General features: G+C 63.3%; 27 protein-coding genes. 22 read left to right on the top strand and 5 right to left on the bottom strand.

Annotated elements, in window-relative coordinates:
• Positions 1-5: 5 nt before the first annotated feature.
• Positions 6-980, top strand: coding sequence for a methylmalonyl Co-A mutase-associated GTPase MeaB (gene meaB / locus K3762_RS13985; protein WP_132444330.1), 975 nt, complete (start codon positions 6-8; stop codon positions 978-980).
• On the opposite strand, the gene K3762_RS13980 is transcribed toward meaB, so the two are convergent.
• From K3762_RS13980 to K3762_RS13970, 3 genes are all read right to left on the bottom strand, one after another.
• A complete protein-coding gene (locus tag K3762_RS13980; protein ID WP_067935974.1) occupies positions 977-1,405 on the bottom strand; it encodes a PACE efflux transporter in 429 nt (142 codons plus the stop codon). The two genes, meaB and K3762_RS13980, sit on opposite strands and share 4 nt — an antisense overlap.
• A gap of 105 nt (positions 1,406-1,510) precedes the next feature.
• Positions 1,511-2,455: a tyrosine recombinase XerC gene (locus K3762_RS13975; protein ID WP_206054288.1), complete on the bottom strand. Its 945-nt coding sequence runs from the start codon at positions 2,453-2,455 to the stop codon at positions 1,511-1,513.
• A complete protein-coding gene (locus tag K3762_RS13970) occupies positions 2,452-3,159 on the bottom strand; it encodes a DUF484 family protein (protein WP_132444331.1) in 708 nt (235 codons plus the stop codon). The genes K3762_RS13975 and K3762_RS13970 overlap by 4 nt, the downstream gene beginning before the upstream one ends.
• A 269-nt stretch (positions 3,160-3,428) precedes the next feature.
• Between K3762_RS13970 and K3762_RS13965 the strand changes: the two genes are divergently transcribed.
• On the top strand, positions 3,429-4,349 hold the full coding sequence (locus K3762_RS13965; protein ID WP_162931871.1) for a nitrilase-related carbon-nitrogen hydrolase: 921 nt from the start codon (positions 3,429-3,431) through the stop codon (positions 4,347-4,349).
• Between the two features lie 63 nt (positions 4,350-4,412).
• On the opposite strand, the gene fsa is transcribed toward K3762_RS13965, so the two are convergent.
• Complete coding sequence (gene fsa, locus K3762_RS13960; protein WP_067623130.1) at positions 4,413-5,066, bottom strand: fructose-6-phosphate aldolase; 654 nt, start codon at positions 5,064-5,066, stop codon at positions 4,413-4,415.
• Positions 5,067-5,188: 122 nt separating this feature from the next.
• Between fsa and K3762_RS13955 the strand changes: the two genes are divergently transcribed.
• The 4 genes from K3762_RS13955 to K3762_RS13940 all read left to right on the top strand — a co-directional run bounded on the left by K3762_RS13955 (position 5,189) and on the right by K3762_RS13940 (position 10,400).
• A complete protein-coding gene (locus K3762_RS13955; protein ID WP_132444333.1) occupies positions 5,189-7,378 on the top strand; it encodes a primosomal protein N' in 2,190 nt (729 codons plus the stop codon).
• Between the two features lie 379 nt (positions 7,379-7,757).
• A complete protein-coding gene (locus tag K3762_RS13950) occupies positions 7,758-8,990 on the top strand; it encodes an MFS transporter (RefSeq protein ID WP_120351657.1) in 1,233 nt (410 codons plus the stop codon).
• An 82-nt stretch (positions 8,991-9,072) separates the two neighbouring features.
• On the top strand, positions 9,073-9,945 hold the full coding sequence (locus K3762_RS13945; protein ID WP_260010040.1) for a 50S ribosomal protein L11 methyltransferase: 873 nt from the start codon (positions 9,073-9,075) through the stop codon (positions 9,943-9,945).
• Between the two features lie 110 nt (positions 9,946-10,055).
• Complete coding sequence (locus K3762_RS13940) at positions 10,056-10,400, top strand: hypothetical protein (protein WP_067942535.1); 345 nt, start codon at positions 10,056-10,058, stop codon at positions 10,398-10,400.
• A gap of 96 nt (positions 10,401-10,496) precedes the next feature.
• Here K3762_RS13940 and K3762_RS13935 read toward each other — a convergent pair whose 3' ends face one another.
• Positions 10,497-10,715 carry a DUF1127 domain-containing protein gene (locus K3762_RS13935; RefSeq protein ID WP_120352269.1) on the bottom strand — a complete coding sequence of 73 codons (219 nt, stop codon included), beginning with the start codon at positions 10,713-10,715 and terminating at the stop codon, positions 10,497-10,499.
• A gap of 353 nt (positions 10,716-11,068) precedes the next feature.
• Between K3762_RS13935 and ruvC the strand changes: the two genes are divergently transcribed.
• The 16 genes from ruvC to K3762_RS13855 all read left to right on the top strand — a co-directional run bounded on the left by ruvC (position 11,069) and on the right by K3762_RS13855 (position 26,261).
• Positions 11,069-11,575: a crossover junction endodeoxyribonuclease RuvC gene (gene ruvC, locus K3762_RS13930; RefSeq protein WP_067916382.1), complete on the top strand. Its 507-nt coding sequence runs from the start codon at positions 11,069-11,071 to the stop codon at positions 11,573-11,575.
• Positions 11,572-12,249: a Holliday junction branch migration protein RuvA gene (gene ruvA, locus K3762_RS13925; protein ID WP_067626450.1), complete on the top strand. Its 678-nt coding sequence runs from the start codon at positions 11,572-11,574 to the stop codon at positions 12,247-12,249. The genes ruvC and ruvA overlap by 4 nt, the downstream gene beginning before the upstream one ends.
• Before the next feature lie 46 nt (positions 12,250-12,295).
• Positions 12,296-13,315, top strand: coding sequence for a Holliday junction branch migration DNA helicase RuvB (gene ruvB, locus K3762_RS13920; protein ID WP_132444352.1), 1,020 nt, complete (start codon positions 12,296-12,298; stop codon positions 13,313-13,315).
• A 31-nt stretch (positions 13,316-13,346) separates the two neighbouring features.
• Positions 13,347-13,964 (top strand): hypothetical protein, encoded by a 618-nt coding sequence (locus K3762_RS13915; protein ID WP_132444432.1) that lies wholly within the window; start codon positions 13,347-13,349, stop codon positions 13,962-13,964.
• The gene (locus tag K3762_RS13910) at positions 13,961-14,359 is read left to right on the top strand and encodes a YbgC/FadM family acyl-CoA thioesterase (protein ID WP_067626446.1); all 399 of its coding nucleotides are present in this window, start codon (positions 13,961-13,963) and stop codon (positions 14,357-14,359) included. Before K3762_RS13915 ends, K3762_RS13910 begins: the two co-directional genes overlap by 4 nt.
• A 119-nt stretch (positions 14,360-14,478) precedes the next feature.
• Positions 14,479-15,174, top strand: a complete 696-nt coding sequence (tolQ, locus tag K3762_RS13905; protein WP_120351653.1) for a protein TolQ — start codon at positions 14,479-14,481, stop codon at positions 15,172-15,174.
• 3 nt (positions 15,175-15,177) lie between these two features.
• Positions 15,178-15,651, top strand: coding sequence for a protein TolR (gene tolR, locus K3762_RS13900; protein ID WP_067626442.1), 474 nt, complete (start codon positions 15,178-15,180; stop codon positions 15,649-15,651).
• A 3-nt stretch (positions 15,652-15,654) separates the two neighbouring features.
• On the top strand, positions 15,655-16,833 hold the full coding sequence (locus tag K3762_RS13895) for an energy transducer TonB (protein ID WP_132444353.1): 1,179 nt from the start codon (positions 15,655-15,657) through the stop codon (positions 16,831-16,833).
• Between the two features lies 1 nt (position 16,834).
• Positions 16,835-18,181, top strand: coding sequence for a Tol-Pal system beta propeller repeat protein TolB (gene tolB / locus K3762_RS13890; RefSeq protein ID WP_067624240.1), 1,347 nt, complete (start codon positions 16,835-16,837; stop codon positions 18,179-18,181).
• Positions 18,182-18,281: 100 nt separating this feature from the next.
• Positions 18,282-18,812, top strand: a complete 531-nt coding sequence (pal, locus tag K3762_RS13885; RefSeq protein ID WP_067624244.1) for a peptidoglycan-associated lipoprotein Pal — start codon at positions 18,282-18,284, stop codon at positions 18,810-18,812.
• A gap of 73 nt (positions 18,813-18,885) precedes the next feature.
• Positions 18,886-19,746 carry a tol-pal system protein YbgF gene (gene ybgF, locus K3762_RS13880; RefSeq protein WP_132444433.1) on the top strand — a complete coding sequence of 287 codons (861 nt, stop codon included), beginning with the start codon at positions 18,886-18,888 and terminating at the stop codon, positions 19,744-19,746.
• 6 nt (positions 19,747-19,752) lie between these two features.
• Entirely contained in the window at positions 19,753-21,024 is a 1,272-nt protein-coding gene (gene tilS, locus K3762_RS13875) for a tRNA lysidine(34) synthetase TilS (protein WP_132444354.1), read from the top strand.
• A 101-nt stretch (positions 21,025-21,125) separates the two neighbouring features.
• Positions 21,126-23,042 carry an ATP-dependent zinc metalloprotease FtsH gene (gene ftsH, locus K3762_RS13870; protein ID WP_067942389.1) on the top strand — a complete coding sequence of 639 codons (1,917 nt, stop codon included), beginning with the start codon at positions 21,126-21,128 and terminating at the stop codon, positions 23,040-23,042.
• 147 nt (positions 23,043-23,189) lie between these two features.
• A complete protein-coding gene (locus K3762_RS13865) occupies positions 23,190-23,843 on the top strand; it encodes a hypothetical protein (protein ID WP_260010024.1) in 654 nt (217 codons plus the stop codon).
• Positions 23,844-23,888: 45 nt separating this feature from the next.
• Positions 23,889-24,473, top strand: coding sequence for an MOSC domain-containing protein (locus tag K3762_RS13860; protein WP_260010022.1), 585 nt, complete (start codon positions 23,889-23,891; stop codon positions 24,471-24,473).
• A gap of 111 nt (positions 24,474-24,584) precedes the next feature.
• Positions 24,585-26,261, top strand: a complete 1,677-nt coding sequence (locus K3762_RS13855; RefSeq protein WP_120351647.1) for a formate--tetrahydrofolate ligase — start codon at positions 24,585-24,587, stop codon at positions 26,259-26,261.
• Position 26,262: the final 1 nt, after the last annotated feature.

Here is a 26,262-nt window from a genome sequence, read left to right as displayed (position 1 = left end):
GGCCCATGGATATCGACGATCTGGCCAAGGGCATCATAGCAGGCGAGCGCCGCGCGCTGGCGCGGGCGATCACGCTGGTGGAATCGGGCCGTGCGGATCACCGTGCGGCGGCGGCGGACCTGCTGGCGAAGCTGCCCACCGACCGGCAGGCGCTGCGCATCGGGCTCTCAGGCACGCCGGGGGTGGGCAAATCCACCTTTATCGAAAGCTTTGGCATGATGCTGACGGGGCAGGGCAAGCGCGTGGCGGTGCTGGCGGTGGATCCCAGTTCGGCGCGTTCGGGCGGGTCGATCTTGGGCGACAAAACGCGGATGGACCGGCTCAGCCGTGAGCCGCGCGCCTTCATCCGTCCTTCGCCCAGCCAGACCCATCTTGGCGGTGTCGCCCGCCGCTCGCGGGAGGCGGTGCGGCTCTGTGAGGCGGCGGGTTTCGACGTGGTACTGATCGAAACCGTGGGCGTTGGCCAGTCCGAGACCGTGGTGGCCGAGATGTCGGACGCCTTTGTGTTGCTCTTGGCCCCAGCGGGCGGGGATGAGTTGCAGGGCGTGAAACGCGGCATTATGGAGATTGCCGATCTGATCGTGATCAACAAGGCCGATGGTGATCTGAAATCCGCCGCTGCGCGTACCCGCGCCGACTATGCCGGTGCCCTGCGTCTGCTGCGCAAACGCCCGCAAGACCCCGAAGGCTTTCCGCGCGCCACGGCGGTTTCGGCGCTGGAGGAAAACGGTCTGGAGGAGACTTGGGCGGCCTTGCAGGAATTGACCGACTGGCGCCGCGCGCAGGGCTTTTGGGACCGCACCCGCGCCGCGCAGGCGCGCTATTGGTTCGAGCAGGATGTGAAGCACCGGCTCTTGGCGCAGTTGGAGACACCGCAGGCGAAGGACGATCTGGCACGGCTCAGTGACGCCGTGGCCGAGGGCGCGCGCGATCCGGCAGAGGCGGCGGCTGAGTTCGTCAGCCGCCTGCGCGCCGATTAAGACGGGCGGGCAGGCTCTGGCACCGGGAAGAGCACGTCGTAAACCCAGTTAAAAACAAAGGCGTAGATCAGGTAGAACAGCGCGAAGCTCACGTCGATGAGGAAGGCCTCCATCAGCGAAATGCTCAGGTACCACGCGATGAAGGGCATCAGCACGAAGAGCAGGCCAATCTCGAAGGTCACGGCGTGAAGTACCCGGATCGGCACCGTCTTGCGGACCGTGCCGCGCAGACGGCGCAGGGCGTGATCGAAGCCAAGGTTGTAGAGGTAGTTCCACCCCGTCGCGATGCTGGCGCTGACGATGGTGACGACGCCAATCTCATGCAGTGGCTTGTCAAACAGCCAAGCGCCCATGGGCGTGACGATCAACAGGGCGAGAACTTCAAAGCTGATGGCGTGGCGGATGCGGTCTGCGGTGCTGCGCATGGGGTGGTCCCGGTATTGGTCGGGTCGTCCCGAGTGGCTGCCCAAATGGGGGAGGTCGTCCTCGCTTGGCCCCAATATGGCGATTGGCTCGCGGGGCGCAAGGGCTCAGCGGCCCGCTTTGGGATGGGCGTTGTTATAGACTTCCATCAGCCGCGCGGTGTCGACGGCGGTATAGGCCTGCGTGGTCGAGAGCGACGCATGGCCCAGCAATTCCTGAATCGCGCGCAGATCACCGCCCGCATCGAGCAGATGCGTGGCAAAGCTGTGGCGCATGGCATGGGGCGTAGCCGTCGCCGGAAGGCCCAGTTGCATCCGCGCATCGGCCATCACCTGCGCCACGGCCCGCGCGCCCAATGCGCCGCCGCGAATGGCACGAAACAGCGGCGCCTGCGGCTCTTGCGGGTAGGGACAGACAGCGAGGTAATCTTCGACAGCGGCGCGTGCAGCAGGCAACACCGGTACGACCCGTTCCTTGCCGCCTTTGCCGATGATACGCAGGCTATTCGGCAGGGGCGCATCGCCGCCCTTGAGCGCCAGCGCCTCGGAGATCCGCAGCCCGCAGCCCCAAAGCATCGTCAGAACAGCGACATCGCGCGCCGCGACCCATGGGGCGCGGGCTTGGGTTTCGACGCAGTCGATCAGCGCGCGGGCGGCATCTTCGGCCAGCGGGCGAGGGAGTTTTTTCTGAAACTTGGGCGACCGGGCAAGCAGAACGGCGGTGGGCTCAAACCCCTCCCGCTCGGCCAGCCAGCGGTAGAAGGCTTTCACCGCCGAGAGTTTGCGCGCCACAGAGCGTGAGCCGACCCCGCCGCTGCGCGTGCTGGCCATCCAAGCGCGCATGTCGCTGATGGTGATTTTCGCCAGCGCGCCAAGGCCTTGGGTGTCGCCCTTATGCAGGGTCATGAAGGTAAGGAACTCGGTCACATCGCCCCGATAGGCGATGATGGTATTCTCTGCGGCGTCCTTCAAGGCGCTCTGGTGCTCCAGCCATGTCTGAAGCGCGTCCCGCGCGGCGGGGCTGATCAGCAGGGGATTTGCCTTCTCGCTCAAGACAGCCAGCGGCGCATGGATCGCTCCAGCACGCCGGTAAAGAAAGTGAGCAGATCGGTGCCCTGCTGCGGGCCGAACATATGCGGGTCTTCGGCGCCCATGACCAGCAGACCCGGAAGGCGGCCCGCGCCGAAATCGAGCTTCAGGCAGGCTTCGGAGCGGATCCACCCTGCCTTGGTGCCATAGAGCGCCTCGGCACCATCCTGAATCGCACGCAGGGTCACTTGCCGCACCAGACCACCGCGGCCCTGGCTGAGGTAATCGTCGATGAAGCCGGGCTCGGCCACGGTCAACACGTCGCCCAGCCGCTGCACCGCCGGGTCATTGTCGTTCTGGGTTGATTCCAGCACCAGCTTCACCGCGTCGACGCGCAGAATGTCGGCCACTTCGCCACCCAGATTGCGTAGGAAGGTCTCGAATTCCACCGGGTCTAGCATTTGCAGGATCGCGCGGTGGATCTGGTTGGTCCCGGCGAGGTTTTCATAGGCCGCGGCGATGACGCTGCGGTGGGTGTCTTCCAACCGATCAAGCCGGGTTTCCAAACGCTCCATCGCGATGCCGCGCAGGTCGACGATGTTGCCGCCCATGGCCTTCTCATTCGCTGCAATCAGCGCCTGCATCACATCGCTGTCGTCAAGGATGACATCGGGCGCTGAGATGATCGCCTCACGCAGGGCGTCGTCGATTTTGGGGCTGCTGCTCATGGGCGTCTCTTTTTGATTTGCGGTGTCATAGCATGGTGGGGCGTCAAGATCTGCCCCCAATTGGTCACGGGTCTTGCCGCCTGCGGTCTTTGTTGCCGCCTTGCGTCAGGCCGGGATGTAGAACGAAGCCCACGGGAACAAAAGCGGCGCGGGTGTGTTGGCCCCGGTCGACGCGCGGATTTCAGCCGCAAGGCGCGCGCGCCTGATCGAAGCCTGCTGCATATCCCCGGATGCGGCGAAATGGCCCTTGCCGGGAGAGGAAATCTTACATGGAACATGTCTCTGTCGATCTTTGGGCCGCCAACCTTCAGGTCACGCCGGATTCGCTGCAAAGCTGGCTTGCCAGTGTGGAACTGCGTCTGCAACAAGCCGCCGCGCGCGAGGCACAGCTTTTGGTGATGCCTGAGTTTTGCTGCGCACAATGGCTGAGTTTTGCCCCGGCGGACCTGCCCGCAGAGCAGCAACTGGGCTGGCTCGCGCAGACCGCCGCGCTGGCGCTCGACCCGATGCGCCGCATGGTGGAGCAGACAGGCGTCGCCCTGCTGCCCGGCACATTTCCTGTGGCCTTTCCATCGGTCGACGCGCCCGAGGGGTATCTCAATCAGGCGTGGTTCCTGACGCCGGATGGTGGGATGCAAGTTCAAAACAAACTGAGCCTGACGCCGCTTGAGGCAAATGGCGCCAGCGGCGTGACCATCGCGGGCACCGGGATCAACCTGTTCGACTGGAACGGGCTGCGCTGTGTCATCGCGATCTGTCTGGATGCGGAATATACCGCGCTTTGGTCGAAACTGGGCGAGCTGGACCTTGATCTGGTGATCATCCCCGCCAAGACCGACATGATCACCGGCTACAACCGCGTGTTTAGCTGTGCACGGGCGCGGGCGATCGAATTGCAAACCGCCGTGTGCTGTGTCGGCGCGGTCGGCGCGCCGTTGACCCCCTGGCAAGAGGATACCGGCGTGGGCGGGGCGAGCGTCTATCTGCCCTGCGATGTGTCGGTGGCCTTGGACGGGATGCACGCGGCCTTGCCGCCCCAGACGGCGGCGCAGGGCATGGATCTGGTGTTGCAGGCTCCGGCGATTCCCGTGGGGCAGTGCCGTCGCATCCGCGCAGGCGCGGCCGAGGCCGAGGTGCGCCCCGGCCTGTGGTCGGGCGATCACCTGACTGTCGAAGGCAACGCCGCATAGGGCAAAGAAAATCCCCCTCCGCCAGGGACTGAAGGGGTTTGATGTCTTGGCGCTAAGGCCGGATCAGAGGATGTTCTGACCGGTCTTTTTCCAATCGGCCATGAACTGCTCCAGACCTTTGTCGGTCAGCGGGTGGGAGGCCAGTTTCTTGATCACTTCTGGCGGCGCGGTCATCACGTCGGCACCGATGCGCGCGGCGTCGAGCACGTGATTCACGCTGCGGATGGAGGCCGCGAGGATCTGCGTCTCGAACCCGTAGTTGTCATAGATGGTGCGGATGTCTTGGATCAGGTCCATGCCATCGAGGTTGATGTCGTCCAAACGGCCAATGAAGGGCGAGATGAAGGTCGCGCCAGCTTTAGCAGCAATCAGCGCTTGGTTCGCCGAGAAGCAGAGCGTCACGTTGATCATGTGACCTTCGCCCGACAGAACCTTACAGGCTTTCAGCCCGTCCCATGTCAGCGGCAGCTTGATGGTGATGTTGTCGGCGATCTCGGCCAGTTTGCGGCCTTCGGCGATCATCGCGTCGGCTTCCAGCGCCACCACTTCAGCGGAAACGGGGCCGTCGACGAGGTCACAAATCTCTTTGGTGACCTCAAGGATGTTGCGGCCTGATTTCAGGATCAGGGAGGGGTTGGTTGTCACGCCGTCGACCATGCCAAGGTCATTGAGTTCGGCAATGGCGTCGATCTCGGCTGTATCTACGAAGAATTTCATGGGCTTTCCTTCCGGGTTGGAATGTGATCGCTAACAGGTCTATTGCTTGCCTTGGCTTTACCGCATGATCTGCGATGCTTAAAGCCTCAATTCCCCCTAGCGACGCGGAGCATGCGGCAGACATGGCTGAATTCTACCATCATGGCGAGTTGCTCTCGGTGATGACCACCCAGCCTTTGGGCCGCGCGCTGGACTATCGTGCGCCCGAGGGCGGCTGCCATGCGGGGGCGTTTGTCGAGGTGCCATTGGGCCCGCGCAAGGTGATGGGCGTGGTCTGGGGGCCGGGGGCCGGGGATTACGACATCAACAAGGTGCGCCATGTGATCCGTGTGCTGGACGCCCCGCCGATGCGCGATGAGATGCGCGAGTTTTTGCTGCGGTCCGCCGCCTATACGCTGACCCCACTGCCCGCGATGCTGCGGCTGGCCACCCGTGCGCCGGGTTTGGGCGATCCGCCGTCGATGCGCAAGATTTACCGCGCGGGCGAGGGCCTGCCGACCCGCATGACCGACGCGCGCCAGCGCGTGATGGCGGTGTTGGAGGAATACGGCGATCTGGCCTTCACGCTAAAGGAGTTGTCGGAGATTGCCGGGGTCACCTCTTCGGTGGTCAAAGGTTTGGTCGATCAAGGTGCCGTGCGCGAAGAGGAAAGCCCCCGCGATCTGCCGTTTCGGCGGCTGGATCCATCGTTGCCCGGCAAGGCACTGACCGAGGATCAGGCGACAGCGGCGGCGGTTTTGCGCGAAGGGATCAAGGCAGAGACCTATGGCACGACCCTGCTGCGCGGGGTCACCGGATCGGGCAAGACTGAGGTCTATCTCGAAGCCGTCGCCGCCGCCGTGCAATCCGGGCGGCAGGCGCTGGTCCTCCTGCCGGAAATCGCGCTGACCGAACAGTTTCTCGACCGGGTCGAGGAGCGCTTTGGCGCGAAGCCTGCCGAATGGCATTCCGGTGTCACCATGACCGAACGCCGCCGCATTTGGCGCATGGTGGGGCAGGGCAATGCGCAATTGGTGATCGGTGCGCGGTCAGCGCTGTTCCTGCCGTTCCAGAACCTCGGGCTGATCGTCGTGGATGAAGAGCATGACACGTCTTACAAACAAGAGGATGGGGTGCTTTATAACGCCCGCGACATGGCGGTGCTGCGCGCGTCAATCTGCGGGGCGCAGGTGGTGCTGGCCAGTGCGACGCCCAGTCTTGAGACTTGGGCCAATGCAGAGGCGGGCAAGTATCGGCGGCTGGAACTGACCTCGCGCTTTGGTCCGGCGGTGATGCCGAAGATGGGCGCGATTGACATGCGGCAGGCGGGTTTGCCGGGGGATAAATGGATCTCGGGCGAGATGAAGCGCGAGGTCGATGCGCGGCTGGAGCGCGGCGAACAGGCGATGCTGTTCATCAACCGTCGCGGCTATGCGCCGATTACGCTGTGTCGTGCCTGTGGCGAGCAGATTGGCTGTGATCAATGTGACGCGCGGATGGTGGAGCATCGGTTTCTGAAGCGATTGGTTTGCCATCAGTGTGGTGAGACCAAGCCGATGCCAGAAGCCTGTCCTTCGTGCAAAGTGGAGGGCAAGCTTGCGCCCATCGGGCCGGGGGTTGAACGGCTGGGGGAAGAGGCCACGGCTCTTTGGCCCGAGGCGCGGATCGCGACATTGAGTTCGGACATGTACGGCTCGGCGCGGGCGCTCAAGGCCGAGATTGCGGGGATCGCCGAAGGAACGGCAGACATCATCATCGGGACGCAGTTGGTGGCCAAAGGGCACAACTTTCCCAAGCTGACGTTGGTAGGGGTGATTGATGCGGACTTAGGCCTCACCGGGTCGGACCTGCGCGCGGCGGAGCGGACGTTTCAGCTGATGCGGCAGGTGGCGGGCCGGGCCGGACGGGCCGAAGCGCCGGGGGCGGCGCTTTTGCAGACCTATCAGCCCGAGCATCCGGTGATCCGGGCGATTCTAGCGGGCGAGGAGGAGAAGTTCTGGGCCGCCGAGGCAGGCGAGCGGCGGCAGGCCGGGGTGCCGCCTTACGGCCGTATGGCAGGGATCATCCTCAGCGGCAGCGATGCGGCGGCGGTGTTTGATCTGGGCAACCATCTGGCGCGGCATGACGGGCCGCTCAGGGCGGTGGGGGCGCAGGTTTTTGGCCCCGCGCCCGCGCCGATCGCACGGGTGCGCGGGCGGCATCGGGTGCGGTTGTTGGTCAAGGCAGATAAGGGCGTGGCGCTGCAGGAGGCGCTGAGCAAGTGGGTTGGTGCGCTGCGGCTGAAGGGGGATTTGCGGCTGGCCGTGGATATCGATCCTCAAAGTTTTTATTGAGGCTTTAGCCATCGCAGGATGAGAGCCGGCGCCTGCCTGCGGGTTGGCGACCGGACAGTGCCATTGCCACTTAATTGTTCCGGGCCGTGGTGCGCGTTGGCCGCGGAGTAAGGTACCGCCACAGAGCTTTGGGTCGCGACCTACCGAGTTATACGCAACAGCCCGGAAACAAGGCTGTAAGGCCGCCGGGCAGCGCCAGACCGTCCCATGGTCTGGCGCTTTTGCAATCGGAGTGGCGGCTTGCGTATGTGTCACATGCGTTGCAGCCATAAAGTGCCCAGCTGAGAAATTATATGCGCCAGCCCCCGGTCTGGCACTGCCCGGCTCAGCGTTTGCCTTTTCTCTCGCCATTCCCAGAACCCCGGCGTAATAAATCCGCATGACCCGTTTCATCACCCTCGAAGAGGCCAAGGGCCTGCCGTTCTGGCGCCGCCCCGTGGCTCTGCTGTTCCTCATGGCGCTGGCCATGCCCATCGCCTTCAACACATGGTCGGCGCTGCTGAATAACTTCGTCATCGAGGTGGCAGACTTCGACGGGTCCGACATCGGCCTGCTGCACACGGTGCGCGAAATTCCCGGCTTTCTGGCCATCGGGGTCATCGCGATCTTGCTCTTTGTCCGCGAACAGGTGCTGGGGCTGATCTCGCTCGCGCTGCTCGGCGCGGCGACGGCCATCACGGCTTATTTCCCCTCAATGGGCGGTATCCTGACGATCACCATGCTCAGCTCGATCGGGTTCCATTACTACGAGACGGTGAATCAATCGCTGCAACTTCAATGGCTTAAGATCGAAGACGCGCCGCGCATGATCGGCTGGCTTATGGCGGCTGGATCGCTGGCGACGCTGGTGGCCTATCTGGCGATCATGGCGCTGTGGGAAACGCTGAACCTCAGCTACAGCATCGTCTACATGATCGGCGGCGGCGTCACCGTTGCCGTGGCCATCATCGCCATGCTGGCCTATCCACAGTTCGAAGCGCCCACGGTGCAGAACAAAAAGATGATCCTGCGCAAGCGCTACTGGCTCTATTACGCGCTGCAATTCATGTCAGGCGCGCGGCGGCAGATTTTCGTGGTCTTCGCGGGCTTTATGATGGTCGAACGCTTCGGTTTTGAAGTGCATGAGATCACCATGCTCTATCTCATTAACCTCGTGGCCAATATGATCTTTGCTCCGCTGATGGGGCGCGCGGTTGGCCATTTTGGCGAACGCCGGACGCTCACGGTCGAATATGTCGGGCTGATCCTTGTCTTTCTCGCTTACGGCGGTGTCTATTACCTCGGCTGGGGCGTGGTGATCGCGGCGACGCTTTATGTGCTGGATCACATGTTCTTTGCCCTCGCACTGGCGCTAAAGACCTATTTTCAAAAGATAGCCGATCCCGCAGATATTGCACCCACGGCGGCGGTGGCCTTTACCATCAACCACATCGCGGCGGTATTCCTGCCAGTCGGGCTCGGCCTGCTTTGGCTCGTCTCGCCTGCGGCGGTATTCTTCCTTGCCGCAGGGATGGCGGCAGTGTCGCTGATGCTGTCACTGTTGATCCCGCGCCACCCGGCACCGGGGCATGAGACGATCTTTCAAACTGCTGTGCCGCAGGCCGCCGAATAGGCCGCGAAACCCAGCATGGCTTGACCCGACACGCGCGCGGCCCTAGGCGAAGCACAACCGCACCGCAGCAAAGGACCGCGCCATGCCCACTTTCACCGCCCTCACTACCCTCACGGGCCGCGACCCCGCCTATGCCTTGGGCGAGGCGATGGAGCGGCTGATCCCCGAGCCCACCGGCGTTGGCGTGTTTGAGGTCGAAGACGGCTCGGGCCTGTGGGAAGTCGGCGGTTATTTCGAAGAAGCACCTGACACGGCCGCTCTGGCCGTTCTGGCCGCCGCAATGAGCGCCAAGGATTTCACCATCTCGGAGTTGCCCGAAACCGACTGGGTCGCCCATGTGCGCCGCGAGTTGGCCCCCGTCGAGGCGGGTCGCTTTTTCGTCTACGGCAGCCATGACGCTGACAAGGTGCCCGAAGGCTGCCAGCCGCTGCTGATCGAGGCCGCCATGGCCTTTGGCACCGGGCACCACGGCACGACGCTGGGCTGTCTGCGCGCGCTGGACCGTCTGGCGAGCGAGGGGTTCCACGGCAAAAACGTGGTCGACATCGGCTGCGGCACCGCCGTGCTGGCCATGGCCGCCGCGCGCATCTGGCCCGAGCCGGTATTGGCCAGTGACATCGATGAGGTCGCGGTCGAAGTGGCGCAGGCGAATGTCGATGCCAACAACCTGTCGGGCCGTGTGGCCTGTGTCGAGGCCGCAGGCTTTGATCATCCCCAATTGGCCGAAGCTGCCCCCTTTGATCTGGTCTTTGCCAATATCCTCAAAGGGCCGCTGGTCGCCTTGGCCCCGGATATGGCCGGGGCGCTGCAACCCGCGGGCTATGCGATTCTCTCGGGCCTTCTGAACGAGCAGGCCGATGAGGTGATCGAGATTTATGCACGATCTGGCATCAATCTGGTGCACCGTGAGAGCATTGGTGACTGGACGACACTAACGTTGCAAGCTAACGCATAATTCGCGCCTCATTTTCGTTGCATTTGGCCCTTTTGCCGCTTTGTTGCCACAATTTGCCTATATTCAAATTGGCAGCAAACGGTGGGGGCCGGATTGCTACGGAGGCTGTGATGGCTGAAGGACACGCTCAATTCGCGAAACGGATCGAACTTCTGGGGCGCAAGCATCGGAAGATGGAACGGGGATATGTCACCCGCGTCGGGCGCGACGGGTTGATCTCCGTCTTGCCGAAACGTGCCCGTCGGGGTTTCCCGATGATGGGGTTTTTCCTGATCGTTCTGGTATTTTTCGGCTTCAAAGCCTTCACCCTCGCCGCGATTGGCCCGGTGACCTATAACGAACGCCTGTCGCGGCTCGCCAATGGTTCAAACCTAGAGCAGATCGGCGCCAAGATGATGGCCATCGACCCGCTGACCAAGGCAGTGGCCGGGCTGACTGGCCCGATCATGCGGTGATCTTAAGCCACTGACTTTTGACATGAAAAAGCCGCAGCGGATGCCTTCCGCTGCGGCTTTTTCTTTGGGTAGGTATTGATGCGGGCAGGCGCAGGCTTAGCGCACGAAGTGGTTCTGTGCGACGAGGTCAATGTCACCCCGGATCAAGCCGATGTCCTGCAATTCAAGGTCGGTCAGGTCCGACAGCGCCTTGCGGGTGGCGCGGCTGTCTTGCCAATCTTCGACCGCCGCGAAGAACGCGCCGAAAAAGCCAAGGATACGTGTGACGGCCGGGGTGGAGCCGTAAGCGGTGCGGGTGGTGTCGAAAGCTGCCATGGGGCCGTCCTTTGTTTGATCGTCGGTTGTGTCTGCAGGGGCCGAGGAAAGCGCGCCGTGCAAAACGTGATTTTCGGCAATTATGCCTGAAAAGCGCCCCGCGCAATCCCTCAAAAACGACAGTGAGACTTGCGTTTTTTGCATAGGTCGAAATGACGGCTAACCCACTATCTTTACGGGAAAATTCCGGGCATCCGGATGTCGGTTTTGCAGCATGGAAAGGCGCAATCCGACACCGCGGTTCAAAAGCGACAGGATGCTTGTCGTAAAGCGCCCGCCGAGCATCAGGGCTTTGCGATGTTCGCGTTTCGTGCTAGTGCACCAAAAAAGCAACAATTTTAACGAGGGCAGAGATGATACGGGTGATCGGCATAGATCCGGGGCTGCGCAATCTGGGCTGGGGCGTGATCGACGTGTCGGGCAGCCGAATCGCCCATGTGGCCAATGGCATCTGTCATTCCGAAGGCGACGACCTTGGCGCGCGGCTTTTGTCCTTGCACGGGCAGCTGACGCGCGTGCTGACCATGTGGCAGCCACAGGCGGCGGCGGTTGAACAGACTTTCGTGAACAAAGACGGGGCCGGGACCCTGAAGCTGGGTCAGGCGCGGGGCATCGCGATGCTGGTGCCCGCGCAGTTTGGTTTGACGGTGGGCGAATATGCCCCCAACAAGGTCAAGAAAACCGTGGTCGGCGTGGGCCACGCGGATAAGGGACAGGTGGCGCATATGGTGAAGATGCAGATGCCGGGGATCGAGATTGCAGGCCCGGATGCCGCCGATGCGCTGGCCATCGCGATCTGTCACGCGCATCACGGCGGGGCCAGCACCCTTGCGCAGGCGGTGGCGAGGGCGAGCGCATGATCGGCAAACTCTCGGGCCGCATTGACTACCGTGCCGCCGACCATGTGCTGATCGACGTGCGCGGCGTGGGGTACCTCGTCTATGTCTCTGACCGGACCATGGCCGCGCTGCCCGGTGTGGGCGAAGTCGTGGCGCTTTATACCGATCTGGTGGTGCGCGAAGACCTGATGCAACTCTTTGGCTTTCAAACGCTGGTGGAAAAGGAATGGCACCGGTTGCTGACCTCGGTTCAGGGGGTCGGGGCAAAGGCGTCGCTGGCAATCCTCGGAACGCTCGGCCCGGATGGCGTGAGCCGCGCAATCGCGCTTGGCGATTGGAACGCGGTAAAGGCCGCCAAGGGCATTGGCCCCAAAATCGCACAGCGCGTGGTGCTTGATCTCAAGGACAAGGCCCCCGGCGTGATGGCGATGACCGGCACCGTGGCCGACGCTCTGGGAGAGGCGCAGGCCGCCGCCGATGAGACCGTGATCGAAGCCGCGACCCCACGCCCCGCGCCGAAAGCCGCCGCGCCCAATGCTTCGGCCCAGTCCGAGGCGCTTTCGGCGCTTGGCAACCTTGGTTACGGCCCCGGTGATGCGGCAGGCGCCGTGGCGCAGGCGGCGGGCGAGATGCCAGAGGCGGACACGCCGACGCTGATCCGCGCGGCGCTCAAGCTGTTGGCGCCCAAGGGGTGACGCCCCCTCTGGCAGAACCCTCCGCCCTGCGCCATAACGAGGCCCTATGACCGACATTGACCCCACCGTGCGGCCCGAGCCGATGCCCGAAGACTTTGACCGCGCTTTGCGGCCACAGATGCTGGCGGAATTTGTCGGCCAAGCCGAGGCGCGCGCGAACCTTGCCGTCTTCATCCAATCCGCCCGCCAGCGCGGCGAGGCGATGGATCACACGTTGTTTCACGGGCCTCCGGGCCTAGGCAAAACCACACTGGCGCAGATCATGGCGCGGGAGTTGGGTGTGGGCTTTCGCATGACCTCTGGCCCGGTACTGGCCAAGGCGGGCGATTTGGCGGCGATCCTGACCAACCTCGAAGCGCGTGACGTGTTGTTTATCGACGAAATCCACCGGCTGAACCCCGCAGTGGAAGAAGTGCTGTATCCCGCGCTGGAGGATTTCGAGCTTGATCTGGTGATCGGCGAAGGGCCAGCCGCGCGGACCGTGCGGATCGAGTTACAGCCCTTCACGCTGGTCGGAGCCACCACCCGCATGGGCCTGCTGACGACGCCTTTGCGCGACCGTTTCGGCATCCCGACCCGGCTGCAATTCTACACCGAAGACGAGCTTTACATCATCGTCGATCGCAACGCTCGCAAACTGGGTGCGCCCGCCGACGAAGGCGGTGCCCGCGAGATCGCGAAACGCGCCCGCGGCACGCCGCGCATCGCGGGCCGCCTGCTGCGCCGGGTGGTGGATTTCGCGGTGGTTGAGGGCGATGGCCGCGTGACCCGCGATTTGGCCGACATGGCTCTGACGCGGCTTGGGGTCGATCATCTGGGCCTTGATGGCGCTGACCGCCGCTACCTCAAACTGATCGCAGAGAATTATCAGGGCGGCCCGGTGGGGATCGAAACCCTCTCCGCCGCGCTGTCGGAAAGCCGCGATGCGCTGGAGGAGGTGATCGAGCCGTTCCTGTTGCAGCAAGGGCTGATCCAGCGTACCCCGCGCGGCAGAATGTTGGCGGCCAAGGCTTGGCACCATCTCGGCATGGTCGCGCCCAAAGGGCAGAGCGACCTTTTCGGCTGACGCCCCCGGAGCGAAGGTAAAACAGATGACAATGACCGCAGAGCAAATCGAGACCCTTTTCACTCGCCGCGATGGGCAGTTCGCCTTTGCCCGCTGGGGCCGCCCCATTGCGCCGGTGGCCTTTGGGATCGAAGAGGCGGCGCTGCCAGTGGTGAAAGGCGCGCTTGAGGCTGTTGCCAAGCTCGCCGGACACGACATGGTCGAGACCGATCCCGAACTGGGCAGCAATCTGATGATGTTCTTCTTCGCCGATTGGGCAGAGCTTTTGGACGTGCCGGGGATGGACGGGCTGGTGCCCGATCTGGCCCAACAGGTCGAACGCTTGCAGGCCGCTGGGGCCAATCAGTACCGTTTCTTCCGCTTTGAAGAAAACGGCGCGATCAAGGCGGCCTTTGTCTTCCTGCGCATGGACGACAGCTTGCGCGAGATGTCGGCGCAAGTCTTGGCGCTGAGCCAAGCGGTGCAGGTCATCCTGCTCTGGTCCGAGGACGCCTTTGCCGAGCAGTCGCCGCTGGCGCTGGCCGATGAGGCGCTGGTGCTGCGCCCCGAAGTGGCCGACGTGATCCGCGCCGCCTATGATCCGGTGATGCCGCCCGCCGCCAATGACGCAAGCCATGCGCTGCGCCTCGCCGCGCGGGTGCCGTCATGAGCCATACCTTTCCGGTCCGCATTTTCTACGAAGACACCGACATGGCGGGCGTGGTCTATTACGCCAACTACCTGCGCTATATCGAACGGGCGCGCTCGGATATCGTCGAACAGATTGGCCTTGATCAACGCGCCATGCGCGATGAAGGGCTGGTCTTTGTCGTAACGCGGGTAGAGGCGGATTATCTGGGTGCCGCACGCTTTGGCGACCGGTTGGAGGTGCAGACGACCCATCAGGCCGAAGGGCCGGTCCGGTGGGTGTTCGACCAAGACGTTTTGCGCGATGGCAAGGTCATCTTTCGCGCCAAAGTCACCGCCGTTTGCATGACCACAGCGGGTAAACCCACCCGTTTGCCAGCGAAACTCCGCCTGTCGGACGGCGATCCTGCGGCGTGATACCATAATTCTGGCAATCTCGGTTGCAGTCCGTTAGCTTTGCTCCAAATTGAGGCTAGAAAAATACGGCCCGAGAGGCAGAATGCCCCAAAGGGGCGGCAGTAAAAGAGCATAGTTAAATGGAAGCAGAGACGCTGGCATTGGCACAGGGGATGGATTTTTCCCTGTGGGGTCTGTTCGCGAAGGCGACGGTCACGGTCAAACTTGTAATGATCATGCTGATCGGGGCCTCTTTCTGGTCTTGGTCGATCATCGTTCAAAAGACCATCCAGTACCGCAAAGCCCGTGCCGAGGCCGCGCAGTTCGATCAGGCGTTCTGGTCGGGCGAGCCGCTCGACGGGCTCTTTGACACCATCGGCGCTGACCCGGATGGACCCTCGGAAAAGATCTTCGCCGCTGGCATGTCGGAATGGCGCCGGTCGCACCGTGAAGATGGCGCGCTGATCCCCGGTGCCACTGCCCGGATCGACCGCTCCATGGACGTGGCCATCGCCAAAGAGGCAGAGCGTCTGCAAAAGGGGCTGCCGGTGCTGGCGACCGTCGGGTCCACCGCCCCCTTCGTCGGCCTGTTCGGGACGGTTTTCGGCATCATGAACTCGTTCATCGAGATTGCGGCCCAGCAGAACACCAACCTCGCCGTCGTCGCCCCCGGTATTGCCGAGGCGCTTTTGGCGACCGGCATCGGTCTCCTCGCCGCGATCCCGGCGGTTGTGTTCTACAACAAGCTGAGCGCCGACAGTGACCGCATCCTTGGCAACTACGAGGCTTTCTCGGACGAATTCGCCACCATCCTCAGCCGCCAGTTGGACAGCTAAGCCATGGGCGCAGGTGTCATGAAAAAACAAGGCGGCAAGGGGCGGCGTCGCGGACGCGCGCAACCGATGGCCGAGATCAACGTCACGCCTTTCGTCGATGTGATGCTGGTGCTCTTGATCATCTTCATGGTCGCGGCTCCGCTGCTGACTGTGGGCGTGCCGGTGGAATTGCCCAAGACCGCCGCCACGGCCCTGCCATCCGAGCAGGAAGAGCCGCTGACCGTTACGCTCACCGCCGAGGGGGCCGTGCAAATCCAAACCACCGACACACCCCGCGACCAACTGATTACCAAGCTGCGGGCGATTGCCTCTGAACGGGCCAGCGACCGGGTGTTTTTGCGCGCGGATGGCAAAGTGTCTTATGCGCAGGTCATGGAAGTCATGGGCGCGCTCAACGCAGGCGGCTTTTCCAACATCGGTCTGGTGACCGACATCGGCGGCCCGGCGTTGGACGGCAGCGACACGTCGGGTGGCTGAGCGGTGCATACCGGGCATTACATATCAGGTGCCGGGCATCTGGGTCTTATCGGCTGGCTGTTGTTTGGAAGCATCTTCACCTCCGAGCCTGACCCCGTTGAGATGACCGAGGTCTCGGTGATCTCGGCCGCCGAATATGACGCGCTGGTCGCGGCCCAGCAGCCGCCCGCGTCGGCCACCGAAGTGGCCCAGCCCGCGCCGCCTGAGGTAAGCGAACAGACCCCCGAGGTGACGGCGGAGCCGGACACGCAGATCGAACAGCCAGAGCCGGTGCAGACCGAAACCCCGCCCGAAGACCTCCCCCCCGAGGTGACGGAGCTGGAGTTGCCGCCGCAGACCCAAGTGGATGACACGCCGCCCGAAATGAACGAGCCGGTGGGCGATACCGCCGTGCTGGTGCCCGAAATCGCGCCCGAAGCCCGCCCGCGCGAAGCGCCCCGCGTGGCCCCCGAACCGGTAGAGCAGCCTGACCCCGAACTGCGCCCCGATCTGGACGAGCAGCCCGCCGTCGCGCCGGATGCCGAAGCCGAGGCGGAAACCGTCGTGGAAGAGCCGCAAGAGGCCCGCACGCCTGAGGACAGCACAACCGAGATCGTCACCGAAGCCGACAAGGCGCCGGCGGCGTCTGCGCGTCCGCCGGGCCGCCGCCCGACACCGCCGCCGCCTGTCGAGGTGGCCGAGGCACCGGAAGAACCCGCCGAGACGCCAGCGCCCGCCCCGACGCCCGAACCAACGCCCGAGCCTGAGCCAACCCCGGAGCCCGTTGAGGAACCCACGACCTCCAGCTCGACCGAAGATGCCATCGCGGATGCGCTGAGCGAAGTCTTGGGCCAGCCAGAGACAACCGGGCCCGTGCCAAGCGGCCCGCCGCTGTCATCCGGTGAGCGCGAGTCTCTGCGCGTCGCGGTATCGGCCTGCTGGAACATCGGCGCGCTGTCGACCGAAGCGGCGCGTACCACGGTCGTGGTCGGCATGCAGATGAACACCGACGGCACGCCCGTGGCCAGTTCGATCCGCCTGCTGAGTTCCAGCGGTGGCAGCGACACCGCCGCACGTCAGGCCTTTGAAGCCGCGAAACGCGCGGTCATTCGTTGCGGCAGCAGCGGTTACAAACTGCCGCAGGAAAAATACAGCCAATGGCAAGACATCGAGATGACATTCGACCCAATGAGGAGCCGATAACATGCTGACTAGACTTCTGGGACTACTGGCGCTCTGCGCCACGGCGGCCACGTTCACCCTGGCCCCCAATGCGTCGCAGGCCCAACCGCTGCGCATCGTGATCGACGACCCGACGATTGAGCCTTTGCCCTTTGCCGTGCCCAGCTTTCAGCCTGAAAGCGGTGAGGCCGGGCAACTGGCCGTCGATCTGGCGCGCGTCGTCTCAGAAGACCTGACCGGCACGGGCCTTTTCCGCGAAATCCCGGCCAGCGCCTATATCTCGACCGTCAGCGACTTTAACGCGCCGGTGGAATATGCCGACTGGAAAGCGATCAACGCGCAGGCGCTGATCACCGGGGCGGTCAATGTCACCGGCAACAGCGTGAATGTGAAGTTCCGCGTCTACGATGTCTTCTCGGGCGAGGAATTGCTCGACAGCAGTGGGCAGGGCGGTCTGCAATTCAGCGGCACCGTCGATGGCTGGCGCCGCATGGCGCATAAGGTGGCCGATGCGGTTTACAGCCGGATCACCGGCGAGGGCGGCTATTTCGACAGCCGTGTTGTCTTTGTTTCCGAAACCGGGCCGAAGGACGACCGCCAGAAGCGTTTGGCGGTAATGGACTACGACGGGGCCAACCTGAAGTACCTGACCGATTCCGGCTCCATCGTGCTTGCCCCGCGATTCTCTCCCAGCGGTGACCGGGTGCTCTACACCAGCTACGAAAGCGGTTTCCCGCGCATCTATGTGCTGGACATCGGCACCGTCCAACGCCGCGCGCTGCAAAGCGCCGAAGGCTCCATGGCCTTTGCGCCACGCTTCTCGCCCAGTGGTCAAACGGTTGTCTATTCGCTGAGCCAAGGCGGCAATACCGATATCTTCTCGATGGATATCAACAGCGGCCAATCGGTGCGCCTGACCAATACCCCCGCCATTGAGACGGCACCCAGCTTCTCTCCCGATGGCAGCAGAATCGTCTTTGAGAGCGACCGTTCCGGCAGTCCGCAGCTTTACGTCATGCCCGCCACAGGCGGAGAGGCGACGCGGATTTCCTTTGGCGAAGGGCGTTATGGCACGCCCGTTTGGTCGCCGCGCGGGGATTTGGTGGCTTTCACCAAGCAGAACAAGGGCCGTTTCCACATCGGCGTGATGCGGCTTGATGGCTCCGAAGAGCGCCTGCTGACCGCCTCTTTCCTTGATGAAGGTCCGACTTGGGCGCCCAATGGCCGGGTGATCATGTTCGCCCGCGAAACCCAAGGGGCGGGCGGGTCGTCCTCGCTCTATTCGGTCGATATTTCGGGGCGCAACCTCAAGCCGGTGCGCACGCCCGAAGGCGGCTCTGACCCCTCTTGGTCACCGCTGCAGCAGTAACGTTTTCCAGACCTCCCATGCGGGCGCGGGCAATTCCAATGATCTCGCGCCTGTGTTAACACCAGCAACAACAACGCCACCACAGAGAAGGCAGACCCCCATGAAACGCATTTTGACCAGCACGCTTTTGATTTCCGCATTGGCCGTGTCGGCCTGTACAAACCCCGACCGTTTTGGTGCCGATGGCATGGGCGGTGCCGGGGCCAATGCAGGCGCAGGGGTCAACGCCGGCGTGGTGCCGGGCAGCGCGAACGACCCCACCTCCACCGCCTATTTCCAACAGGCTGTCGGCGACCGGGTGCTGTTCCTCGTGGACCAATCCACGCTGACCGACCAAGGCCGTGCCACGCTCGACGGGCAGGTGGCTTGGCTGCAGACCAATACAGATTATCAAGCCGTGATCGAAGGTCACGCGGATGAGCAGGGCACCCGTGAATACAACATCGCGCTTGGCGGTCGTCGTGCCAATGCCGTGCGCGAGTATATGATTTCCCGCGGTGTTGCGGCTTCGCGTCTCAAGACCATCAGCTACGGCAAAGAGCGCCCGATCGAGATCTGCTCGGAAGAGGCCTGCTATGCCAAAAACCGCCGCGCCGTGACCGTTCTGGCCGGTGGCGCACTGACCAGCTAATTGCGGCGACAGTCCAAGCAATGACCAATCCAAGGAGGCCGATGTGCTGAAGCGATATATCTTCGTGGCGGTGATGGGGCTGATGACCGCCCCCGCCGCGCTTATGGCGCAGGACAACGATCAGACGCTGGCGGACATCCGCCAGCAGTTGACCGTGCTCAGTGTCGAGGTGCAAAAGCTGCGCCGCGAACTTTCGACCACGGGCGGCGGCTCGGTTGAGACCGGCGGCAGCTCTGTGCTTGAGCGTGTCGGCACCATGGAAAGCGAATTGCAACGCCTCACCTCCAAGACCGAAGAGATGGAGAACCGGATAAACCGGATCGTTGCCGATGGCACCAACCGGATTGGGGATCTGGAATACCGTCTGGTTGAGCTTGAAGGCGGCGATCTGGGCACGCTTGGAGAGACCTCGACCCTCGGCGGAGGGGAGGCCCCAACCGTGGTCGCACCCGCCCCCGAGGCCGACCGCGAGGTGGTCGAGATGACCCCCGGCAGCGGTGGGGCGGCACCTTCAAACGGCATCATCACCCCCATCAACGAAGCAGAGCTGGCGGTCAGCGAGAAGACCGATTTCGAGCGGGCGCAGGGGGCGCTCGCAAACGGTGACTTTCGCAGCGCCGCCGATCTCTTTGCGACCTTCAGTCAGACCTATCCCGGTGGTCCGCTAGCCGCCGAAGCCGAGATGCGCCGCGGCGAAGCGCTGACCGGTTTGGGCGACAACCGCGAAGCGGCTCGTGCCTATCTCGCGGCCTTCAGCACCGATCCCGAAGGGCCGGTGGCACCGCAGTCGCTGTTTGAGTTGGGTCGCGCGCTTGGCGTGTTGGAGCAAACACAAGAGGCCTGCGTGACCCTCGCGGAGGTTGCCGTGCGTTTCCCGGGCGCCCCGCAGGTGAGCCAAGCCGAAGCGCAGCGCCAGACGCTGGGTTGTTCCTAACCGCTGATGACTGCGCCTGCCGCGACGGCTGATGCAGCGCTGGCCAAGGGGCTGCTGGCGGGGCTGGGCGGTGCGCTGCCCCCCCGCCTTGGCGTTGCAGTCTCGGGCGGGGGCGATTCCATGGCTCTGCTATCGTTGCTGTATGGGCTTTCGGCGGCGGCGGGCACACATCTTGAAACCGTGACTGTCGACCATGGTCTGCGCCCCGAAGCCGCCGGAGAGGCCGCCTTCGTCGCGCGACGTGCCAGCGCTCTGGGCCTGTCGCATGAAACACTGCGTTGGCGGGGGTGGGACGGGCAAGGCAACCTGCAAAACGCGGCGCGTGAGGCGCGGTATCGGCTGATGGCCGATTGGGCAGAGCGGCGCGGGCTGCCCTGCGTGGCGCTTGGCCATACGGCAGATGATCAGGCCGAAACGGTGCTGATGCGATTGGCCCGCCGGTCGGGGGTGGACGGCCTGTCGGCCATGGTACCGCGCAGCAACCGGCACGGCATCACATGGCTGCGCCCGCTGCTTTTTGCCCGGCGTGAGGCATTGCGAGGGCATCTGAGGCGCGCGGCCGTTGAGTGGGTCGACGACCCCAGCAACGATGACCCGCGTTTCGCCCGCATTCAAACCCGTCAAAGTCTTGCCGCCCTCGCGCCGCTTGGCATCGACGTAGAGGCCTTGGCCGAGGTGGCGCGCAACATGGCCACCGCCCGGGAGGCGCTGAAAAGCCAGACCGACAGAACGGCAGGCGATATTCTGCGCATGGAGGCGGGCGCACAGGTGATGCAGGCCGAGGGCTTTTTTGCCGCGCCCGAAGAGATCCGCCGCCGCTTGATGATTCATGCGCTTGGGCAGGTCAACGGCGGCACCTACCCCCCGCGCCGCGGCCCCGTGGCGGCCCTGATCGCGGGGTTGGCCGAGGGGCAGGCGGCCACGCTGGGGGGCTGTCAGGCGCTGCTTCGGCGCGGTGGAATCTGGGTCTTTCGGGAATATAACGCGGTGCGCGACCTGCGGGTGCCTGCGGATCAGCTTTGGGACCGGCGCTGGCGTGCGACGCCCCCAGAGGGGCTGCCGCAGGGCGCTGAATTGCGGGCCTTGGGGGCCGAGGGCCTCGCCCAATGCCCCGATTGGCGCAGCCTCGGGCGGCCCCGTGCTATGCTGCTGTCGACCCCGGCGATCTGGCAGGGCGCGCGCCTGCTTGCAGCGCCCCTTGCCGGACTGGACGAGAAATGGCATGTCCAGCGCGAAAGCGGCGTGGAATGCAACGAAACCGCGCCATTATCGCATTGAACATGAGCGCATCATGTCTATCTTAGTGTGGTGGTTGCCCGAACGGGCGCCCCTTGGGTCGCGGGACTTGCCCGCGGCCATGTGAATTTAGGAGAATTCCCTTGGGAAATGTTCGTAACCTCGCCTTCTGGGTTGTCCTGATGTTGCTGGTACTGGCGCTGTTCAACCTGTTCAGCGGGTCCAGCGGGTCGCTGCAAAACAATGAGGTCAGCTATTCCGAATTCGTCACCTCCGTACAGGATGGTGATGTCCGTAATGTGACATTGGATGGCGAGCAGGTTCGGTTCCGCAAGGCGGATGGCGCCGACTACCTGACGATCAAACCCGGCGATGCCGAGTTGACCCAGCTTTTGATCTCCAACGATATTCCGGTCAAAGCGCGTCCGCAGCAACAGTCTGGTTTCCAGACTTTCCTGATGTCGCTTCTGCCCATCGCGCTGCTGATCGGTGTGTGGATCTACTTCATGAACCGCATGCAGGGCGGCGGCAAAGGCGGGGCGATGGGCTTTGGCAAATCCAAGGCCAAGATGCTGACCGAAAAGCAGGGCCGCGTGACCTTTGACGACGTGGCGGGCATCGATGAGGCCAAGGAAGAGCTTGAGGAAATCGTCGAATTCCTGCGCAACCCGCAGAAATTCTCGCGCCTTGGCGGCAAGATCCCCAAAGGCGCGTTGCTGGTGGGCCCTCCGGGCACCGGTAAGACGCTGCTGGCCCGCGCCATCGCGGGTGAGGCGGGCGTGCCCTTCTTCACTATCTCCGGCTCCGACTTTGTCGAGATGTTCGTCGGTGTCGGTGCATCCCGTGTGCGCGACATGTTCGAACAGGCCAAGAAAAACGCCCCCTGTATCGTCTTCATCGACGAGATTGACGCCGTCGGTCGTCACAGGGGTGCAGGCTATGGCGGCGGCAATGACGAGCGTGAGCAGACCTTGAACCAGCTTCTGGTCGAGATGGACGGTTTTGAGAGCAACGAAGGTGTCATCATCCTCGCCGCGACCAACCGCCGTGACGTGCTTGACCCGGCGCTGCTGCGTCCGGGCCGTTTTGACCGTCAGGTCACGGTGCCCAACCCCGACATCAAAGGTCGCGAAAAGATCCTCTCGGTTCACGCGCGCAAGACCCCGCTGGGGCCGGATGTTGACCTGCGCATTATCGCGCGCGGCACGCCGGGCTTTTCGGGCGCGGACTTGGCGAACCTCGTGAACGAGGCAGCACTTATGGCTGCCCGTGTCGGTCGCCGTTTCGTCACCATGGTCGATTTCGAACAGGCCAAGGACAAGGTGATGATGGGCCCAGAGCGCCGCTCGATGGTGATGACCGCCGAGCAGAAGGAAATGACCGCTTACCACGAAGCTGGTCACGCGCTGGTCGGCATGACGCTGCCCAAATGCGACCCGGTCTACAAAGCCACGATCATCCCGCGCGGCGGCGCGCTTGGCATGGTGATGAGCCTGCCTGAGATCGACCGGCTGAACATGTTCAAGGACGAATGCCACCAGCGTTTGGCCATGGCCATGGCCGGCAAGGCGGCGGAAATCCACAAGTACGGCCCCGATTCCGTGTCCAACGGCCCGGCGGGCGACATCCAGCAGGCCTCTGCGCTGGCGCGCGCGATGGTGCTGCAATGGGGCATGTCCGATAAGGTCGGCAACATCGACTATTCCGAAGCCGCGCAGGGCTATCAGGGCAATACCGCTGGGTTCTCCGTCTCGGCCAACACCAAGGAGTTGGTTGAAAAAGAGGTGCAGCAGTTCATCCAAGACGGCTATGACCACGCGATGAAGATCATCTCAGAGAAAGAGGTGGAGTTCGAGCGTCTGGCCCAAGGTCTGCTGGAATATGAGACCCTCACCGGCGATGAGATCAAACGTGTCATGGATGGTCTGCCGCCAGCCGAAGACTCCGACGACGACAACTCCGACGCGGGCAGCGCACCCAGCGTCACCGCGATCCCCAAGGCGAAGGGCAAGAAAACCCCGCCGAAGGATGGCGGAATGGAGCCTGAACCTTCGGTGTGATCCGGCCTGCGACCCTATGAAAGACCCCGCTTCGGCGGGGTTTTTTCGTTTTGGGCTGACCCTTGGGCAATGGGCGGAAATTCCCCTATCGCTTCACAGCCGCTACCGCGTTAGACAGGGGTGGAATTCCTAACCTGCCGGGGTATTATGCGCCGCATCCTCTCTGCCCTTGCCGTTCTCTTTGCGCTTACCGGCGGTCCGGCTTGGGCCGATCCGCAGACCTACACCGTGGCATTGGGCGGGCGTCAGTTGGGCACGTTGCAGTTCAACGGCCAAAGCCGGAACGCCGCGTTCTTGCTGTCTCTCAACAACGCCCCTTTCGGCATCAAGAACGGCAGCTTCAACGCGGTCACCCAGTCTAACGGGAACACGGCCAGCTATCTGGGTGCGAACCGGGGGAGCGAGACGCGCGATATCGCGATTGACCGGACGGCGGGGCGGGTCACTTCGGTTGAAATTACGCCGTCTTCGGAAATGACGGAAATGTCGGATGCCAAAGCGGTGCCGCCCGGCGTCCTTTTCCCGCCTGAGCTTTTTGCCGCCCTTGCCACTGGCAATAGCTGCCCCTCTCCGCTGGCGCTCTACGATGGCCGCCGCGTGGTCCAAGTCGCGACCCAAGAGGTCCGTGAGGAAGGCCCTGCCGTGCATTGCGATATGTCTTACCGCGTTGTCATGGGGCCGGGCTATGTCTCTCCCTTTTATCTAAAATCCTTCGGGATGGCGCTTGTCTATACCGCGGGCACCCTCACCAAGGCCTCATTGAGCGGTGGCGGATTTAAGGTGCATTTGATCCGACAGTGAGCCTAGGGTTCAGCAGTCACCCAAACCACCCCGAAGGACCGCATGATGCCCGAGCTACGCAAGACAGACCATGTCGCCGAAATCACTTGGCTGGGTATGGTCCCTCAGGATCGCGAAAACATCCGCTCGGTCGCGATGGATCAGGCGCGTGCGACCTATGCAGGCTTCGAGGGGGATTTCCACGCCGGGCTGACCCGTCCGGCCTGCGTCCGCGTGCGCAACCTGCATCCTAAGGGCACGGAAATTCGCAATACCCGCCAGTTGTCTATCCTCTCGGCCGAAGAGATGGCGCAGATTGCCGCCGCCATGGACCTGCCTGAGCTTGACCCGACCCTGCTGGGCGCGTCGATTATCCTCAAAGGCATCCCGGACTTTACGCTCGTCCCGCCCGGATCGCGGCTGCAAAACGCACATGGCGCCACCTTGGTGGTGGATATTGAAAATGGCCCCTGCAATCTGCCCGCGCGTGAGATTGAGGTTGACGCCCCCGGCCATGGCAAGGGCTTCAAACCCGCCGCGCAGGGCAAACGCGGCGTGACCGCTTGGGTCGAGCGGGAAGGGCCGCTGGCCGTGGGCAACAGGTTGACGCTTTTCGTGCCGAACCAGCCCGTCTGGCCGCACCTCGGCTGACCGCGCGCCGTTTCGCGATGCTTGAGTGTCGGAAACACGGCCCCCCGTCGGGGTCTTGTCGCGCTATGGCTAAGGAATAAAAATCGCCACCAACGGCAACAGGGGAATCTCATGGCTTTCAAAACCGACATTCAAATCGCCCGCGAAGCGGCGAAACGCCCTATCCAAGAGATCGGCGAAAAGCTGGGCATCTCCAGCGACGACCTGCTGCCCTATGGCCATGACAAGGCAAAGGTAAGCCAGACGTTCATCGATTCCGTCCAAGACCGGCCGAACGGCAAGTTGATCCTCGTCACCGCGATCAACCCCACGCCAGCGGGAGAGGGCAAGACCACCACCACTGTTGGGCTTGGTGATGGATTGAACCGGATCGGCAAGAAGGCAGCGGTCTGCATCCGCGAAGCCTCCCTCGGGCCGAACTTTGGGATGAAGGGCGGGGCGGCAGGCGGCGGCTATGCCCAGATCGTGCCGATGGAAGAGATGAACCTGCATTTCACCGGCGACTTTCATGCCATCACCAGCGCTCATAACCTGCTGGCGGCGATGATCGACAACCACATCTACTGGGGCAACGAGCTTGAGATCGACACCCGCCGCGTCGTTTGGCGGCGCGTGGTCGACATGAACGACCGCGCCCTGCGCCAGATCACCGCATCCTTGGGCGGCGTGCCCAACGGTTTCCCGCGCGAGACGGGGTTCGACATCACCGTCGCCTCCGAGGTCATGGCGATCCTCTGCCTTTCCAAGAACCTCAGCGATCTGCAAGAGCGCCTTGGCGCGATGATCGTGGCCTACCGCCGCGACCGCAGCCCGGTCTATGCCCGCGACCTCAAGGCGGATGGGGCCATGACGGTGCTCTTGAAAGATGCGATGCAGCCCAACCTCGTCCAAACGCTGGAGAACAACCCGGCCTTCGTGCATGGCGGCCCATTTGCCAATATCGCGCACGGCTGCAACTCGGTCATCGCCACGACCACAGCGCTGAAACTGGCGGATTACGTGGTGACAGAGGCGGGCTTTGGTGCCGATCTCGGGGCCGAAAAATTCATGAACATCAAGTGCCGCAAGGCGGGGCTCGCGCCATCGGTGGTCGTGGTTGTGGCCACGGTGCGGGCGATGAAGATGAACGGCGGCGTGGCGAAAGCGGACCTTGGGGCGGAAAATGTAGAGGCGGTGCAAAAAGGCTGCGCCAACCTCGGCCGCCATATCGAGAACGTAAAATCCTTTGGCGTGCCCGTGGTCGTGGCGATCAACCATTTCGTCACCGACACCGACGCCGAAGTCGCCACGGTCAAGGACTATGTCGCGGCCCAAGGGGCGGAGGCGATCCTGTCGCGCCATTGGGAGTTGGGTTCCGAAGGCTCTGCCGATCTTGCCACCCGCGTGGCCGAGATTGCCGATGGTGATCACGCGAACTTTGCCCCGCTCTATGCCGACGAGATGCCGCTTTTCGAAAAGATCGAGACCATCGCCAAACGCATCTACCGCGCCGACGAGGTGCTGGCCGATCAAAAGGTGCGCAATCAGTTAAAAGACTGGGAGGCACAGGGCTATGGCGATCTGCCGGTCTGTATGGCCAAGACCCAGTACAGCTTCTCGACCGATCCCGACCTGCGCGGCGCGCCCACAGGCTTCAGCGTGCCAATCCGCGAGGTGCGGCTTTCGGCGGGGGCGGGGTTCGTCGTCGTGATCTGCGGAGAGATCATGACCATGCCGGGCCTGCCTCGGGTGCCTTCTGCGGAGGCAATTAAGCTCAACGCCGATGGCGATGTGGAGGGATTGTTCTAAG

Origin of the sequence: Sulfitobacter sp. W074, assembly GCF_025142275.1 — a bacterium.
GTDB lineage: Bacteria > Pseudomonadota > Alphaproteobacteria > Rhodobacterales > Rhodobacteraceae > Sulfitobacter > Sulfitobacter profundi.
The sequence above is the reverse complement of the archived record's forward strand: the minus strand, read 5'-3'. Positions and strand labels throughout refer to the sequence as shown.

Coding starts and splice junctions, on each gene's coding strand:
- meaB (WP_132444330.1), top strand. CDS start 6: ATGGATATCGACGATCTGGCCAAGGGCATCATAGCAGGCGAGCGCCGC.
- K3762_RS13980 (WP_067935974.1), bottom strand. CDS start 1,405: ATGCGCAGCACCGCAGACCGCATCCGCCACGCCATCAGCTTTGAAGTT.
- K3762_RS13970 (WP_132444331.1), bottom strand. CDS start 3,159: ATGAGCAGCAGCCCCAAAATCGACGACGCCCTGCGTGAGGCGATCATC.
- K3762_RS13965 (WP_162931871.1), top strand. CDS start 3,429: ATGGAACATGTCTCTGTCGATCTTTGGGCCGCCAACCTTCAGGTCACG.
- fsa (WP_067623130.1), bottom strand. CDS start 5,066: ATGAAATTCTTCGTAGATACAGCCGAGATCGACGCCATTGCCGAACTC.
- K3762_RS13955 (WP_132444333.1), top strand. CDS start 5,189: ATGGCTGAATTCTACCATCATGGCGAGTTGCTCTCGGTGATGACCACC.
- K3762_RS13950 (WP_120351657.1), top strand. CDS start 7,758: ATGACCCGTTTCATCACCCTCGAAGAGGCCAAGGGCCTGCCGTTCTGG.
- K3762_RS13945 (WP_260010040.1), top strand. CDS start 9,073: ATGCCCACTTTCACCGCCCTCACTACCCTCACGGGCCGCGACCCCGCC.
- K3762_RS13940 (WP_067942535.1), top strand. CDS start 10,056: ATGGCTGAAGGACACGCTCAATTCGCGAAACGGATCGAACTTCTGGGG.
- K3762_RS13935 (WP_120352269.1), bottom strand. CDS start 10,715: ATGGCAGCTTTCGACACCACCCGCACCGCTTACGGCTCCACCCCGGCC.
- ruvC (WP_067916382.1), top strand. CDS start 11,069: ATGATACGGGTGATCGGCATAGATCCGGGGCTGCGCAATCTGGGCTGG.
- ruvA (WP_067626450.1), top strand. CDS start 11,572: ATGATCGGCAAACTCTCGGGCCGCATTGACTACCGTGCCGCCGACCAT.
- ruvB (WP_132444352.1), top strand. CDS start 12,296: ATGACCGACATTGACCCCACCGTGCGGCCCGAGCCGATGCCCGAAGAC.
- K3762_RS13915 (WP_132444432.1), top strand. CDS start 13,347: ATGACCGCAGAGCAAATCGAGACCCTTTTCACTCGCCGCGATGGGCAG.
- K3762_RS13910 (WP_067626446.1), top strand. CDS start 13,961: ATGAGCCATACCTTTCCGGTCCGCATTTTCTACGAAGACACCGACATG.
- tolQ (WP_120351653.1), top strand. CDS start 14,479: ATGGAAGCAGAGACGCTGGCATTGGCACAGGGGATGGATTTTTCCCTG.
- tolR (WP_067626442.1), top strand. CDS start 15,178: ATGGGCGCAGGTGTCATGAAAAAACAAGGCGGCAAGGGGCGGCGTCGC.
- tolB (WP_067624240.1), top strand. CDS start 16,835: ATGCTGACTAGACTTCTGGGACTACTGGCGCTCTGCGCCACGGCGGCC.
- pal (WP_067624244.1), top strand. CDS start 18,282: ATGAAACGCATTTTGACCAGCACGCTTTTGATTTCCGCATTGGCCGTG.
- ybgF (WP_132444433.1), top strand. CDS start 18,886: ATGGGGCTGATGACCGCCCCCGCCGCGCTTATGGCGCAGGACAACGAT.
- tilS (WP_132444354.1), top strand. CDS start 19,753: ATGACTGCGCCTGCCGCGACGGCTGATGCAGCGCTGGCCAAGGGGCTG.
- K3762_RS13865 (WP_260010024.1), top strand. CDS start 23,190: ATGCGCCGCATCCTCTCTGCCCTTGCCGTTCTCTTTGCGCTTACCGGC.
- K3762_RS13860 (WP_260010022.1), top strand. CDS start 23,889: ATGCCCGAGCTACGCAAGACAGACCATGTCGCCGAAATCACTTGGCTG.
- K3762_RS13855 (WP_120351647.1), top strand. CDS start 24,585: ATGGCTTTCAAAACCGACATTCAAATCGCCCGCGAAGCGGCGAAACGC.